The organism is Bacillus cereus group sp. MYBK216-1 (genome assembly GCF_051916495.1).
Taxonomy (GTDB): domain Bacteria; phylum Bacillota; class Bacilli; order Bacillales; family Bacillaceae_G; genus Bacillus_A; species Bacillus_A thuringiensis_K.
Window position 1 is genome coordinate 63,410 of the sequence record NZ_JBQAGT010000010.1, and the last position, 14,083, is coordinate 77,492.

Genomic DNA, 14,083 nt, shown 5'->3' on the forward strand with positions numbered 1-14,083 from the left:
GTTATTCCCTCAGTTTCATACATATGAAATTTCAAACATGGGGGTTATCACATTGACGACAGGTGAAAAAATTACTGTAACTAATGGTGTTATGAATGTACCAAACAATCCGATTATTCCATTTATCGAGGGAGATGGAATTGGTCCTGATATTTGGGCAGCTGCATCTCGCGTACTAGAAGCAGCAGTTGAAAAAGCTTATGATGGTGAGAAGAAAATCGTTTGGAAAGAAGTGCTTGCAGGGGAAAAAGCATTCAACCAAACAGGCGAGTGGTTACCAGAAGAAACTTTAAACTTAATTCGTGAATATTTAATCGCGATTAAAGGTCCACTTACAACTCCAGTTGGCGGTGGTATTCGTTCTCTAAACGTAGCACTTCGTCAAGAATTAGATTTATATGTATGTCTACGTCCAGTTCGTTATTTTGAAGGTGTTCCTTCACCTGTAAAACGTCCGGAAGATACTGATATGGTTATTTTCCGTGAAAATACAGAAGACATTTATGCTGGAATTGAATATGCACAAGGATCTCCAGAAGCAGAAAAAGTTCTTGCTTTCTTAAAAGAAGCAATGGGTGTTAATAAAATCCGCTTCCCAGAAACATCTGGTATTGGTATTAAGCCGATTTCAGAAGAAGGGACAAAGCGTCTTGTTCGTGCTGCAATTCAATATGCAATTAACGAAAAACGCTCTTCTGTTACATTAGTTCATAAAGGAAACATTATGAAATTTACAGAAGGTGCTTTCAAAAACTGGGGTTACGAAGTAGCGGAACAAGAATTCGGCGACAAAGTATTTACTTGGGCTGAATACGATCGTATTGTTGAAAAAGATGGTAAAGATGCAGCGAATAAAGCGATGGCAGACGCTGAAGTGGCTGGAAAAATCATCGTAAAAGATTCTATTGCAGACATCTTCTTACAACAAATTTTAACTCGTCCACGTGAGTTCGATGTTGTTGCAACAATGAACTTAAATGGTGACTATATCTCTGATGCACTTGCTGCACAAGTAGGTGGAATTGGTATTGCACCTGGTGCAAACATTAACTATGTGACTGGACATGCTATCTTTGAAGCTACACACGGTACAGCTCCAAAATATGCAGGTTTAGATAAAGTAAACCCATCTTCTGTTCTTCTTTCTGGTGTATTATTATTAGAACACTTAGGATGGAACGAAGCTGCGAAATTAGTAACTGCTTCTGTTGAGAAAACAATTGCTTCAAAAGTAGTAACTTATGATTTCGCACGCTTAATGGAAGGTGCAACAGAAGTGAAATGTTCTGAGTTCGCTAATGAACTTATTAAAAACATGGATGTAGCGATAATCAAAAACGCATAATTAAAGCGGGGGGTAAATTATGACAATCAAACGCAAGAAGGTTTCAGTCATCGGTGCGGGATTTACAGGAGCAACAACGGCATTCTTATTAGCACAAAAAGAACTTGCAGATGTTGTATTAGTGGACATTCCACAACTGGAAAATCCAACAAAAGGGAAAGCGTTAGATATGTTAGAAGCGAGCCCAGTACAAGGTTTTGATGCTAACATTATTGGAACATCTGATTACGCAGATACTGCTGATTCTGACGTTGTCGTTATTACAGCAGGTATTGCACGTAAGCCTGGTATGAGCCGTGATGACTTAGTAGCAACAAACTCTAAAATTATGAAAAGTATTACGCGCGACATTGCAAAACATTCACCAAATGCAATTATTGTTGTGTTAACAAATCCAGTTGATGCAATGACATATTCTGTATTTAAAGAAGCAGGATTCCCGAAAGAGCGTGTAATCGGCCAATCGGGTGTATTAGATACAGCTCGTTTCCGTACATTCATCGCACAAGAATTAAATCTTTCTGTAAAAGACATTACAGGATTTGTTCTTGGTGGACACGGTGACGACATGGTACCTCTTGTGCGTTATTCTTATGCAGGCGGTATTCCGTTAGAAACGTTAATTCCGAAAGAGCGTTTAGAAGCAATTGTAGAACGTACACGTAAAGGTGGCGGTGAGATTGTAGGCTTATTAGGAAACGGTAGTGCATATTACGCACCAGCAGCTTCTTTAGTTGAAATGACAGAAGCGATTTTAAAAGATCAACGCCGTGTATTACCAGCTATTGCGTACCTTGAAGGTGAGTATGGTTATAGTGACCTTTACTTAGGGGTACCAGTAATTCTAGGTGGTAACGGAATTGAAAAAATTATTGAATTAGAACTTCTTGCAGATGAAAAAGAAGCGTTAGATCGCTCTGTAGAATCTGTACGTAACGTAATGAAAGTTCTTGTTTAATAATTGAATAGTAGTGAAAAAGATTCGGGATTCCGAATCTTTTTCTACTATTTACCGAATTGTTTTTTTGAAATAATATGAAAACGCTATCATTTGTAATATCCTATAATGAAACTGTAGATTTATACTATACATTGCCCTCATCATAGTAAATTTCGGATAAGGTATCGCTTTTAGTAGGATAATAAGGTGAAAAAATCGGAGGGGGTTGTAACATGTTAAAGAAAAAAGTTCAAATTGGTCGTAAAATGGATGAAATTACAGTAGGAGAGAAATTATCTATCACTGAAAAAATTGAGGATAAAGATTTGTTATTGTACTTAGGGTTAACGAATGATGCCAATCCATTATATATTCAGCATGATTACGCATCCCAAACTCCGTATGAAAAGCCGATTGTACCAAGCATTATGCTAACGGGAATGATTACAACGGCGGTTACGAAATATTTACCGGGTCCAGGAAGTCATATTACGAGAAAGGACCTTACATTCGTGAAACATGTTCACCATTATGAAACGTTACAAATCCACTTTGAAGTTGTGGCTGTTTCTGAGGAGGAACATACAATTGATATGCTTGTATCTGCTCATGATGAAAAAGGAGAAACTGTTGTGAAAGGTTCATTAACAGTAACGCCACCTTTTAAATCAGTCTCTATTATGGAAAAAGCATTAGATAATTTTTAAAAGATGAAAGTATGAATAGCGCTAGCATACCTTTAATAAGGATGATAGCGCTATTTTTAGTTGAAGAATCCTTCTTTGAACCCTTCAGCAAATTCTGAGCACCCCGTTTTAATCGTATCCCAGCTCGGTACGTTAAAAGTAAGGAAACATGTTACTACTAAAGTTAAAATAGGTAGTAATAGTCGCATAATAGAAACTCCTTATCTTTTATATTCGAATTATCAAATTAACAATATTCACTATATTATAATTTAATAATTTAAGTCAATGGAAGGAGTGATTCTTTAAGATGAGGTGGAAAAGAGAAGGTGTGATCTTTGAAACGGTAAGAGAAGCTGAAGTGTGGGCAGACGGGGTTGCGAATGAAATGTACGGGAGAGTATTTGATGGATATGAAACACCAGATTATAAAATAGGGTATGCTCTTTCGTTTTTTATAGCACAAAATCAAGATTTTATAGTTCATACGGAAGTGAGCTTTAAAGAAGAGAGAGCAATCTATAAAGTTTGGCAAAATCCTGTGTAGTTGCAGGTGAAGCGTAATTACGTCTATTTTCTCAATTCTACACAAACGATCTCCATGAATAGACAATTATATTGAGAGGGACCTTATTTTCTAGTATGATGAGAATAACGGGGAAAATACTAGGATGAAGAAGGTTTCAAGTCTATAACTTGGAGGAAAAGAATGAACAATCGTATTTTAGTAGTTGATGATGAGGAATTTATCTTAACTTTAATTGAATTTAATTTACAACAAGCTGGGTTTGAAGTTATAACAGCGATGGATGGAGAAATGGCGCTTCAAAAAGCGACAACAGAACGCCCAGATTTAATTATATTAGATTTAATGCTTCCGAAAATGGATGGTATGGAAGTGTGTAAAGAATTACGATTGCAGCGCGTTATGACGCCGATTTTAATGTTAACGGCAAAAGATGATGAGTTTGATAAGGTGCTAGGCCTTGAACTTGGGGCAGATGATTATATGACGAAGCCATTTAGTCCAAGAGAAGTTGTTGCTCGTGTGAAGGCGATTTTGCGCCGTACGAAATTACAACAAGAAGAACAAGTTGCAGAAGCGCCAGATGAAGATAGCATCACAATTGCAGAACTTAAAATTTTACCGGAGTTTTATGAGGCTTATTTCCAAGGAAGAAAGCTTGAATTAACACCAAAAGAATTTGAACTACTTGTGTATCTTGCGAAAAATAAAAGTCGCGTGTTGACACGTGATCAATTATTAAGTGCTGTATGGAATTACGATTTTGCTGGTGATACACGAATTGTTGATGTTCATATTAGCCATTTGCGCGATAAAATTGAACAAAATACGAAAAAACCGACGTACATTAAAACGATACGTGGTTTAGGATATAAATTAGAGGAGCCAAAAGGGAATGAATAAATTTCGTTCCAGGCTTCTTTTTACATTTGTTTCTCTTATTGTATTTATTTTAGTTGGACTAGGTTTATTACTAGAAACTGTGTTTGAAAACTACTATATAGATCATGCTAAAGAGAGAATGGTAAAAGAGACGGAGTATGTTGCGACGTTAGCAGAAGAGCAAGGTTTTGATAATGTCTTAAAGAATCCATACGTATTTGAAAAGATAGAAGAAAAAATACCAGCTTCTATCGTATTTTTGGATGAAAAAAAGAAAGTTCAATATAGAAAAGGACAAGAATTGACATTTAGTCCAGAGACGATTAAAGAACTTTCTTCGGAAGTGGCAAAACAACGAAGTAAAGTGATTACGAAAGAAACGGATCGAAAGAATGAATTTTATCATGCGGTGTTCGTTCAAGATGTAGAAGGAAAACAAGGATACATTTTGGTGAAAAGCACAATTGAGCCTTTGAAAGATGTTCACCAAAAAACGTGGGGATTATTAATTATCGGATTTGTCATTGCTTGTCTCGTAGTTGTATTTTTAGGTATGAAAATTACAGGGCAATATATTAGGCCAATTGAATCGGTTACGAAAGTTGCAATTGAATTGGCAAAGGGTAATTATAAAGCACGTGCATACGAAAGTCATTCGGATGAAACAGGAATGCTGAGTAAAGCGATTAATATTTTAGCTCGAAATTTACAAGAGATGACACTTGAACAAGAAATGCAGCAAGATCGTCTGCATACGTTAATTGAAAATATGGGAAGCGGAATGATTTTAATTGATAGCCGAGGATATATAAACCTTGTAAACCGCTCTTATAAGGAAACCTTCCACGTAACAGATGAAGAATATTTAGATCGCTTATATTATGAATCGTTTCATCATACAGAAATTATTGAGCTTGTAGAAGAAATCTTTATGACAGAAGTGAAAGTGCGTAAACAAATGTTATTGCCACTTGGAATTGAACGGAAGCATTTCGAAGTATATGGAGCGCCTATTATCGGGACAAACCATGAATGGAAAGGGATTGTTCTCGTATTCCATGATATAACAGAGTTAAAGAAATTAGAACAAATGAGAAAAGACTTTTTAGCGAATGTTTCTCATGAATTAAAGACACCGATTACTTCTATTAAAGGTTTTTCAGAAACACTCTTAGACGGAGCGATGGATAATAAAAAATTCTGCGAACATTTCTTGCACATTATTTTAAAAGAAAGTGAGCGCATGCAAGGATTAATAGAAGATTTATTAGATTTGTCAAAGATCGAACAACAAGGATTTAAATTAAATATGGGAACTGTTGACATGAAGGGGCTGCTTGAAGATATTCATATGGTGCTTGATAATAAAGCGGGAGAGAAAGAAATCTCTTTACAAGTGAATGTATTAAAACGAGCCTCTGTTATTGGAGATCCAAGTCGTTTGAAACAAATCTTTATTAATTTAATTAATAACGCAATCGTATATACACCGGCTGGAGGCGTTGTTTCAGTAGAGTTAGCGGAAGATAAATATAATGCTTATATAAAAGTATCGGATACTGGAATTGGTATTAGTAAAGAGGAAATTCCGCGTATTTTTGAACGTTTCTACCGGGTGGATAAAGCAAGAAGTAGAAATACTGGTGGTACCGGCCTTGGATTGTCGATCGTAAAGCATTTAGTTGAGGCGCATCAAGGTACGATTACAGTAGATAGTGAAGTTGGAGAAGGGACAACGTTTACAGTTGTTTTACCGAAATCAGCAACTGAAAAATAGGATGAAGGATGTTTACAATATATTAACAATGGCTTAATTAAATATTAATAAAGCTCTGTTAATATAATACATGAAAACCCCTTCATCCAAGGAGTAATTTTGGACGAGAATAGTTAAGCTGTTCTCGTCACTTCCCTTTATGCCAATATAAGTCTGTTTTATATATGAAAGAAAATAGCCGTTATTTTTCTTCTCTCTATTAGTCATGTTAATATAGAGAGAGGAAAGGAACGGTTTTTTTCTGTGAAAAAAATCATTTCAAATTTGTATGGGGAGGTTTCAATTTTGGAAAAAAAAGTCGTATTAGTAGATGGTAATAATATCGCGTATCGTGCTTTCTTTGCACTACCGCTTTTAAATAACGACAAAGGTATACATACGAACGCAATTTACGGTTTTACAATGATGTTAATGAGAATATTAGAGGAAGAAAAGCCAACTCATATGTTAGTGGCATTTGATGCAGGCAAAACAACGTTCCGTCATAAAACGTATAGTGAGTATAAAGGAGGACGTCAAAAGACTCCACCTGAATTATCAGAGCAGTTCCCGTTTATTCGTGAGATGCTGGATGCGTTCAATGTACCGCGTTATGAATTAGAAAATTATGAAGCGGATGACATCATGGGAACGTTAGCGAAAGAAGCGAGTGAGCAAGGGGCAAGTGTAAAAGTTATTTCAGGAGATAAAGATTTACTTCAACTCGTTTCTGATAACACGCTTGTATGTATTCCGCGAAAAGGGATTACAGAAGTGGATGAATATACGAAAGAAGCTTTATTTGAAAAATACAGCTTATCACCAAAGCAAATTATCGATATGAAAGGTTTAATGGGAGACCAGTCAGATAATATACCGGGTGTACCAGGAGTTGGTGAAAAAACGGCAATTAAATTGTTAACACAGTTTGGAACGGTTGAAGCGGTGTATGAAAATATAGATCAAGTAAGTGGGAAGAAATTAAAAGAAAAACTGGAAGAAAATAAAGAACAAGCTCTTATGAGTAAGGATCTTGCAACTATTATTACAGATGCGCCGATTACAGTTCATGTGGATGATATGGCGTATAAAGGATATGAAGCAAGTGATGTCATTCCAATGTTCGAGAGTTTAGGATTTACATCTCTTTTAAATAAATTAGGCGTTACGCCAGAAGAAACAGCTCCAGCTGAATTAGATGATATTACATTTGATATTGTGGAAGAAGTTACAGAAGAAATGCTTCAGCAAGATAGTGCGCTTATCGTTGAAGTACAAGAAGATAATTATCATAAAGCAGACATTCAAGGTTTCGGTATTCAAAATGAAAATGGATGTTACTTTATTCAGACAGACATTGCTCTTAAGTCAGATGCTTTTAAAGAGTGGCTTGCAGATGGAGAAATGAGAAAGCATACATTTGATGCGAAGCGTGCAATCGTTGCACTGAAATGGAATGGGATAGATATGCAAGGGATTGACTTCGATCTATTAATCGCTGCTTATTTACTTGACCCGGCTGATACAGATAAAGATTTCCGTACTGTAGCGAAAATGAAAGAAACGCATGCTGTGAAATCAGATGAAGAAGTTTACGGAAAAGGTGCGAAGCGTGCTGTTCCAGAGTTAGAGGTAGTAGCGGAGCATGTGGCTCGTAAAGTGCATGTATTATATGATATAAAGCAAACATTTGTGGAAGAGTTAAAGAAGAATGAGCAATATGAACTGTTTACAGAGTTAGAATTGCCGCTTGCACGTGTATTAGCTGATATGGAAGTAAAGGGTGTAAAAGTTGATACAGATCGTCTTCGTAATATGGGGGAAGAACTTGCGGGTAGATTAAAGGAAATGGAACAGGAAATTTATAAGCTTGCGGGAACAGAATTTAATATTAATTCACCGAAACAGCTTGGTGTTATTTTGTTTGAGAACTTAAACTTACCGGTTATTAAAAAGACGAAAACAGGCTATTCTACGTCAGCTGATGTACTAGATAAGCTTATGAATCACCATGAAATTATTCCAAATATTTTACATTATCGTCAATTAGGGAAGCTAAATTCAACTTACATTGAAGGTTTACTGAAAGTTGTACATGAAGATTCATCTAAAATTCATACGCGCTTTAATCAAGTGTTAACGCAAACAGGTCGATTAAGTTCAACGGATCCGAACTTGCAAAATATCCCGATTCGATTAGAAGAAGGAAGAAAGATTCGTCAGGCATTTGTTCCATCAGAAGAAGGATGGATTATGTATGCAGCTGATTATTCACAAATCGAACTGCGTGTATTAGCTCATATTGCAAATGATAAAGGGCTAGTTGAAGCGTTCCAACATGACATGGATATTCATACGAAAACAGCTATGGATGTATTTGGCGTTGAAAAAGATGAAGTAACTTCAAATATGAGACGACAAGCGAAAGCTGTTAACTTCGGAATTGTGTATGGTATTAGTGATTATGGTCTTTCGCAAAACTTAGGAATTACAAGAAAAGCAGCAGCGGAATTTATTGAAAAGTATTTAGAAAGTTTCCCTGGTGTACAAGAATACATGGAGGACATCGTAAAAGATGCGAAACAAAAAGGATATGTGGCTACATTATTAAATCGTCGCCGTTATATTCCAGAAATTACGAGTCGTAATTTCAACTTGCGTAGCTTCGCTGAACGTACAGCGATGAATACACCAATTCAAGGTACTGCAGCAGATATTATTAAAAAAGCGATGATTATTATGGCAGATCGTTTAGAAGAAGAAGGATTACAAGCGCGTCTTCTTCTGCAAGTACACGATGAATTAATATTTGAAGCACCAAAAGAAGAGATTCAAAAATTAGAGCAGCTTGTACCTGAAGTAATGGAACATGCAATTGAACTTGCAGTTCCGCTGAAAGTTGATTATTCTTACGGTCCAACTTGGTACGACGCAAAATAAGGAAGTGATGAAATGCCTGAATTACCAGAGGTTGAAAACGTCAGACGGACACTTGAAAATCTTGTAACAGGAAAAACGATTGAAGATGTTATTGTTACTTATCCAAAAATAGTGAAAAGACCGGATGATGCAGAAATCTTTAAAGAAACGCTAAAAGGCGAGAAGATTGAAAATATAAAGCGAAGAGGAAAGTTTTTGCTTTTATATGTAACGAATTATGTCATTGTTTCACATTTGCGTATGGAAGGTAAGTTTTTACTACATCAAGAGGATGAGCCAATTGATAAACATACGCACGTCCGTTTCTTATTTACAGATGGAACGGAATTACATTATAAAGATGTGAGAAAGTTTGGTACGATGCATCTCTTTAAGAAAGGTGAAGAAATGAACCAAATGCCTCTTGCTGACTTAGGTCCGGAGCCATTTGATGCTGAAATGACACCGCAGTATTTGCAAGAAAGATTGCAAAAGACAAATCGTAAAATAAAAGTTGTGCTACTGGACCAGCGTCTTTTAGTAGGGCTTGGAAACATATATGTAGATGAAGTTTTATTCCGTTCTCAAATTCATCCGGAACGAGAAGCTTCGTCTTTAACAGTAGAAGAAATTGAGCGAATTTATGAGGCTACAGTTACCACGCTAGGTGAAGCAGTAAAGCGTGGCGGAAGTACAATTCGGACGTATATCAACTCACAAGGGCAAATTGGTTCGTTCCAAGAACTCCTAAATGTATATGGGAAAAAAGGAGAGCCGTGCGTAACTTGTGGCACGATATTAGAAAAAACAGTTGTTGGCGGGCGAGGAACGCATTACTGCCCGATTTGTCAGCCTAGAATATAGAAAAGAGATAACATCGGATAGGCATTTGTCATATACATACAGCAGAGCTATGTATAAGGGAGGAGCTTACCGATGTACCTTTATTTATCTCTTATTTTATTAGCTTTTACATTAAGCTTAGACAGCTGTAGTGTAGGGCTAACATATGGTTTAAGAAGCGTAAGAATACCACTAAGATCAATAATAATTATCGGAATGTGTTCAGCGGCTGTTATGCTTGTTTCAATGGGAATTGGACATATGATCGCGAAAGTATTTTCACCTGTTATCGCAACGCGTATCGGTGGGCTTGTTCTTATTGGAATAGGGATTTGGGTATTATATCAATTTTTTCGAAGTGAGAAAAAAGAAGAACCGAAGCAAGAGGAGAAGGTCTGGAAATTAGAGATTGCCTCGCTAGGGCTAGTGATTCAAATTTTACGGAAACCGACTGTAGCAGATTTTGATAAATCAGGCACCATTTCTGCAGGAGAAGCATTGCTTCTTGGTATCGCTCTTTCTGTAGACTCATTTGGTGCCGGAATTGGTGCATCTTTATTAGGGTATGCACCCGCTATGATGGCGATATTAGTTGCAGTTATGAGTTCTTTGTTTTTATTTATTGGAATGAAACTTGGAACGGTTTTATCGAATATGAAGTGGTTACAAAAATTTACATTCCTGCCTGGAGTATTACTCATTATTATTGGAATTTGGAAAATGTAAGTATGGGCGTGGAACATTAGTTTCGCGCCTTTTATTATGAGGAGGATTATGATGACAGTAGTAATTGGATTAACAGGAGGCATTGCAAGCGGAAAAAGTACAGTATCTCAAATGTTTCGCGAGCTCAGTATACCAGTTATTGATGCAGATATTATTGCACGAGAAGTTGTAGAGCGAGGAAAACCAGCATATAACAAAATAGTAGAAGTATTTGGAACGGAAGTTTTACAAGAAGATGGAGAACTAAATCGTCCAAAAATAGGAAGTGTCGTTTTCTATAATGAAGAAAAACGATTGCAGTTAAATAAAATTGTTCATCCTGCAGTGCGTGAGGAAATGAATAGGAAAAAGGAAATGTACATAGAAGAAGGTATGCAAGCGGTTGTGTTAGATATTCCTCTCTTATTTGAAAGTAAATTAACAAGTCTCGTTGACCGCATTTTAGTTGTAGCGGTTAAGCCGCATACGCAATTAGAGCGTTTAATGAAACGAAATAACTTTTCAGAAGAAGAAGCAACAGTTCGTATTCAATCTCAAATGCCGTTAGAAGAAAAAGTGAAAAATGCAGATGAAGTGATAAATAATGATGGCACAATTATGGGAACGAAAACACAATTGCAGGTAATTTTAAAGAAGTGGAACATTATTGACTAAAAAATTGTGAAATTAATGAAAATGCTTAGTGACATATCTCCTTTTTGTGTTATACTATTATTGGGATTGGAGATAAATAGTATAACGCATTCAAGGGGGATAACATATTATGACTCGTGTGGCAATTAATGGATTTGGACGTATTGGGAGAATGGTATTTCGTCAAGCAATAAAAGAAAGCGCATTCGAAATTGTAGCAATCAATGCAAGCTATCCATCTGAAACGTTAGCACACTTAATTAAATATGATACAGTTCATGGCAAGTTTGACGGAACAGTAGAAGCATTTGAAGATCACTTATTAGTTGATGGAAAAATGATTCGCCTTTTAAACAACCGCGATCCAAAGGAATTGCCTTGGACAGATTTAGGTGTTGAAGTTGTAATTGAAGCAACTGGTAAATTTAATTCAAAAGAAAAAGCAATTCTTCACGTTGAAGCTGGAGCGAAAAAAGTTATTTTAACGGCGCCTGGTAAAAATGAAGATGTAACAATTGTAGTTGGTGTGAACGAAGACCAATTAGATATTACAAAACATACTGTTATTTCAAATGCATCTTGTACAACAAACTGTTTAGCGCCTGTTGTGAAGGTGTTAGATGAGCAGTTTGGAATTGAAAACGGTTTAATGACGACAGTTCACGCTTATACAAATGACCAAAAAAATATTGATAACCCACATAAAGATTTAAGAAGAGCACGTGCTTGCGGACAATCAATCATTCCGACAACGACAGGTGCTGCGAAAGCGCTAGCAAAAGTTCTTCCGCATTTAAACGGAAAACTTCATGGTATGGCACTTCGTGTACCAACACCAAACGTGTCTCTTGTTGACTTAGTAGTAGATGTAAAACGCGATGTGACAGTTGAAGCTATTAACGATGCATTCAAAACTGTTGCAAACGGTGCTTTAAAAGGTATTGTAGAATTCAGCGAAGAGCCTTTAGTATCTATCGACTTTAATACAAATACGCATTCAGCTATTATCGATGGTTTATCTACAATGGTAATGGGTGATCGTAAAGTGAAAGTACTTGCTTGGTATGATAACGAGTGGGGCTACTCTCGTCGTGTTGTAGATCTTGTAACGTTAGTTGTTGAAGAGTTAGCGAAACAAGAAAATGTGCAACACATTTAAGTGAATAAGGGAGGAGAGGGCAAGGCAATATTTGCCCTCTTTTTTTATTTTTTTCTGAAAAGGAAAAAAATTATATGAGTATATTTTAAAAAGTGGACATACCACGAAACGTTGTGATTACTGCATTTGTGAATCGTTTATTTTTTTTAGGGAAAAGTAAAGAGGAAAATATGACAGAAAATCGAAAAAACTGTTGTTGCAAAATGAAAATAAACAAAGTATACTAACACTCGTAAACTTAAGAGCTGAGGTACGTAGTCACTACTTAAAGGGTTAGGACCTCTCTGGACTAACTTTCCCCCGTGGTAGTGGAGCAAGCCAAATTGCAAATTAGTTTTCAATTCGAACAGTTAGAATAAATTTACAAGGGGGAACTGTAGAATGGATACTATGGATACGATGGGTCGTCACGTGATCGCTGAACTTTGGGATTGCGATTTCGACAAGCTTAATGACATGCCGTATATTGAACAATTATTTGTGGATGCAGCACTAAGAGCTGGTGCTGAAGTGCGTGAGGTTGCTTTCCATAAATTTGCACCACAAGGTGTAAGTGGAGTAGTAATTATCTCAGAATCACATTTAACAATTCATAGCTTTCCGGAGCACGGTTACGCGAGTATTGATGTTTATACTTGTGGGGATCGTATTGATCCAAATGTTGCTGCAGAATATATTGCAGAAGGTTTAAACGCGAAAACGCGTGAGAGCATCGAGCTTCCTCGAGGCACTGGTAGCTTCGAAATTAAGCAGAGAGAAACAAAAGCTCTTTAAAAAAGAACATAATTGATTTAAAATGTAAAGAGGTGTATAATGCACCTCTTTTTTAGTTTATAAAAAAGGAAAAATATAACGTAATCGTTAGTTGAATAAATTGGACTCTTGCAAATGAGGTAGTGCTCTCTATATACCATCTTATTTTTAAGGATGAGATGATAAAATGATGCGCTGAAACTTAAAGTGGTAAGAGAGTTAGAATGAGTTATATAATATTGTATATATATTTTAGGTGAAGTGAGTAGAGAAAAATAAAGAGTATAGTGTAAAGGAGTGAATGAATTGCGTTGTCCATCCTGTTCTCATAATGGTACAAGAGTGTTAGATTCGCGTCCGGTAGACGAGGGGCGCTCTATTCGAAGAAGGAGAGAGTGTGAAAGCTGCTTAAGTCGCTTTACGACCTTTGAAAGGGTAGAAGAGTCACCTCTTATCGTTGTAAAAAAAGAAGGCACACGAGAAGAGTTTAATAAAGAAAAGATTTTACGCGGTTTAATTAAAGCGTGTGAAAAAAGACCAGTATCTTTAAGACAATTAGAAGAAGTAACACAAAGCGTGGAACGTGAACTGCGTAATTTAGGTATATCAGAAGTGAAAAGTGATATGATTGGTGAAATTGTTATGGAAGAACTGCGCGATATTGATGATGTTGCTTACGTACGTTTTGCTTCTGTATATCGTCAATTTAAAGATTTAAATGTATTTATTGAAGAATTAAAAGATATACTGCAAAAAGAAAGAGAGTAGAAGTTGTATTTTATTCTCTTTACATACCGTAAGTAATAGGATAAGAGAGCTAGAAGCGCAAGCTAATAGCTCTTTTTCACTAAGAATTTATATAATGAAGATAGAACGAATGAAGTAGAGGATAGATTGGATGAGAGAAAGGAAAAG

Annotated in this window: 14 protein-coding genes; 13 read left to right on the forward strand and 1 reads right to left on the reverse strand. The window is 36.3% G+C overall.

All coding sequences use genetic code 11. The features are described from left to right. The first annotated feature begins 52 nt into the window (after positions 1-52). The 3 genes from icd to ACTFRH_RS25200 all read left to right on the forward strand — a co-directional run bounded on the left by icd (position 53) and on the right by ACTFRH_RS25200 (position 2,992). Positions 53-1,345, forward strand: coding sequence for an NADP-dependent isocitrate dehydrogenase (icd, locus tag ACTFRH_RS25190; RefSeq protein ID WP_000206898.1), 1,293 nt, complete (start codon positions 53-55; stop codon positions 1,343-1,345). A 19-nt stretch (positions 1,346-1,364) separates the two neighbouring features. Next, the gene (mdh, locus tag ACTFRH_RS25195) at positions 1,365-2,303 is read left to right on the forward strand and encodes a malate dehydrogenase (RefSeq protein WP_000153232.1); all 939 of its coding nucleotides are present in this window, start codon (positions 1,365-1,367) and stop codon (positions 2,301-2,303) included. Positions 2,304-2,518: 215 nt separating this feature from the next. Beyond that, a complete protein-coding gene (locus ACTFRH_RS25200; protein ID WP_000914180.1) occupies positions 2,519-2,992 on the forward strand; it encodes a MaoC family dehydratase in 474 nt (157 codons plus the stop codon). A 56-nt stretch (positions 2,993-3,048) separates the two neighbouring features. On the opposite strand, the gene ACTFRH_RS25205 is transcribed toward ACTFRH_RS25200, so the two are convergent. Beyond that, complete coding sequence (locus ACTFRH_RS25205; protein WP_001238014.1) at positions 3,049-3,180, reverse strand: hypothetical protein; 132 nt, start codon at positions 3,178-3,180, stop codon at positions 3,049-3,051. Between the two features lie 101 nt (positions 3,181-3,281). On the opposite strand from ACTFRH_RS25205, the gene ACTFRH_RS25210 reads away from it, so the two are divergent. The 10 genes from ACTFRH_RS25210 to nrdR all read left to right on the forward strand — a co-directional run bounded on the left by ACTFRH_RS25210 (position 3,282) and on the right by nrdR (position 13,936). After that, a complete protein-coding gene (locus tag ACTFRH_RS25210) occupies positions 3,282-3,518 on the forward strand; it encodes a hypothetical protein (protein ID WP_001267387.1) in 237 nt (78 codons plus the stop codon). Between the two features lie 162 nt (positions 3,519-3,680). Next, the gene (gene phoP, locus ACTFRH_RS25215) at positions 3,681-4,400 is read left to right on the forward strand and encodes a two-component system response regulator PhoP (RefSeq protein ID WP_001065220.1); all 720 of its coding nucleotides are present in this window, start codon (positions 3,681-3,683) and stop codon (positions 4,398-4,400) included. Further along, positions 4,393-6,156 (forward strand): sensory box histidine kinase PhoR, encoded by a 1,764-nt coding sequence (gene phoR, locus ACTFRH_RS25220; RefSeq protein WP_001032105.1) that lies wholly within the window; start codon positions 4,393-4,395, stop codon positions 6,154-6,156. The genes phoP and phoR overlap by 8 nt, the downstream gene beginning before the upstream one ends. A gap of 285 nt (positions 6,157-6,441) precedes the next feature. Beyond that, positions 6,442-9,075, forward strand: coding sequence for a DNA polymerase I (gene polA, locus ACTFRH_RS25225; protein WP_000412800.1), 2,634 nt, complete (start codon positions 6,442-6,444; stop codon positions 9,073-9,075). A 12-nt stretch (positions 9,076-9,087) separates the two neighbouring features. After that, entirely contained in the window at positions 9,088-9,918 is an 831-nt protein-coding gene (gene mutM, locus ACTFRH_RS25230; RefSeq protein ID WP_001114495.1) for a DNA-formamidopyrimidine glycosylase, read from the forward strand. 72 nt (positions 9,919-9,990) lie between these two features. Continuing rightward, the gene (gene ytaF / locus ACTFRH_RS25235; protein ID WP_000281744.1) at positions 9,991-10,623 is read left to right on the forward strand and encodes a sporulation membrane protein YtaF; all 633 of its coding nucleotides are present in this window, start codon (positions 9,991-9,993) and stop codon (positions 10,621-10,623) included. 51 nt (positions 10,624-10,674) lie between these two features. Next, a complete protein-coding gene (coaE, locus tag ACTFRH_RS25240) occupies positions 10,675-11,277 on the forward strand; it encodes a dephospho-CoA kinase (protein ID WP_000219322.1) in 603 nt (200 codons plus the stop codon). Positions 11,278-11,386: 109 nt separating this feature from the next. After that, positions 11,387-12,415 (forward strand): glyceraldehyde-3-phosphate dehydrogenase, encoded by a 1,029-nt coding sequence (locus ACTFRH_RS25245; protein WP_000198974.1) that lies wholly within the window; start codon positions 11,387-11,389, stop codon positions 12,413-12,415. Between the two features lie 390 nt (positions 12,416-12,805). Further along, entirely contained in the window at positions 12,806-13,189 is a 384-nt protein-coding gene (gene speD, locus ACTFRH_RS25250) for an adenosylmethionine decarboxylase (RefSeq protein WP_002003660.1), read from the forward strand. A gap of 285 nt (positions 13,190-13,474) precedes the next feature. Continuing rightward, the gene (gene nrdR / locus ACTFRH_RS25255) at positions 13,475-13,936 is read left to right on the forward strand and encodes a transcriptional regulator NrdR (RefSeq protein WP_001203687.1); all 462 of its coding nucleotides are present in this window, start codon (positions 13,475-13,477) and stop codon (positions 13,934-13,936) included. Positions 13,937-14,083 lie beyond the last annotated feature (147 nt).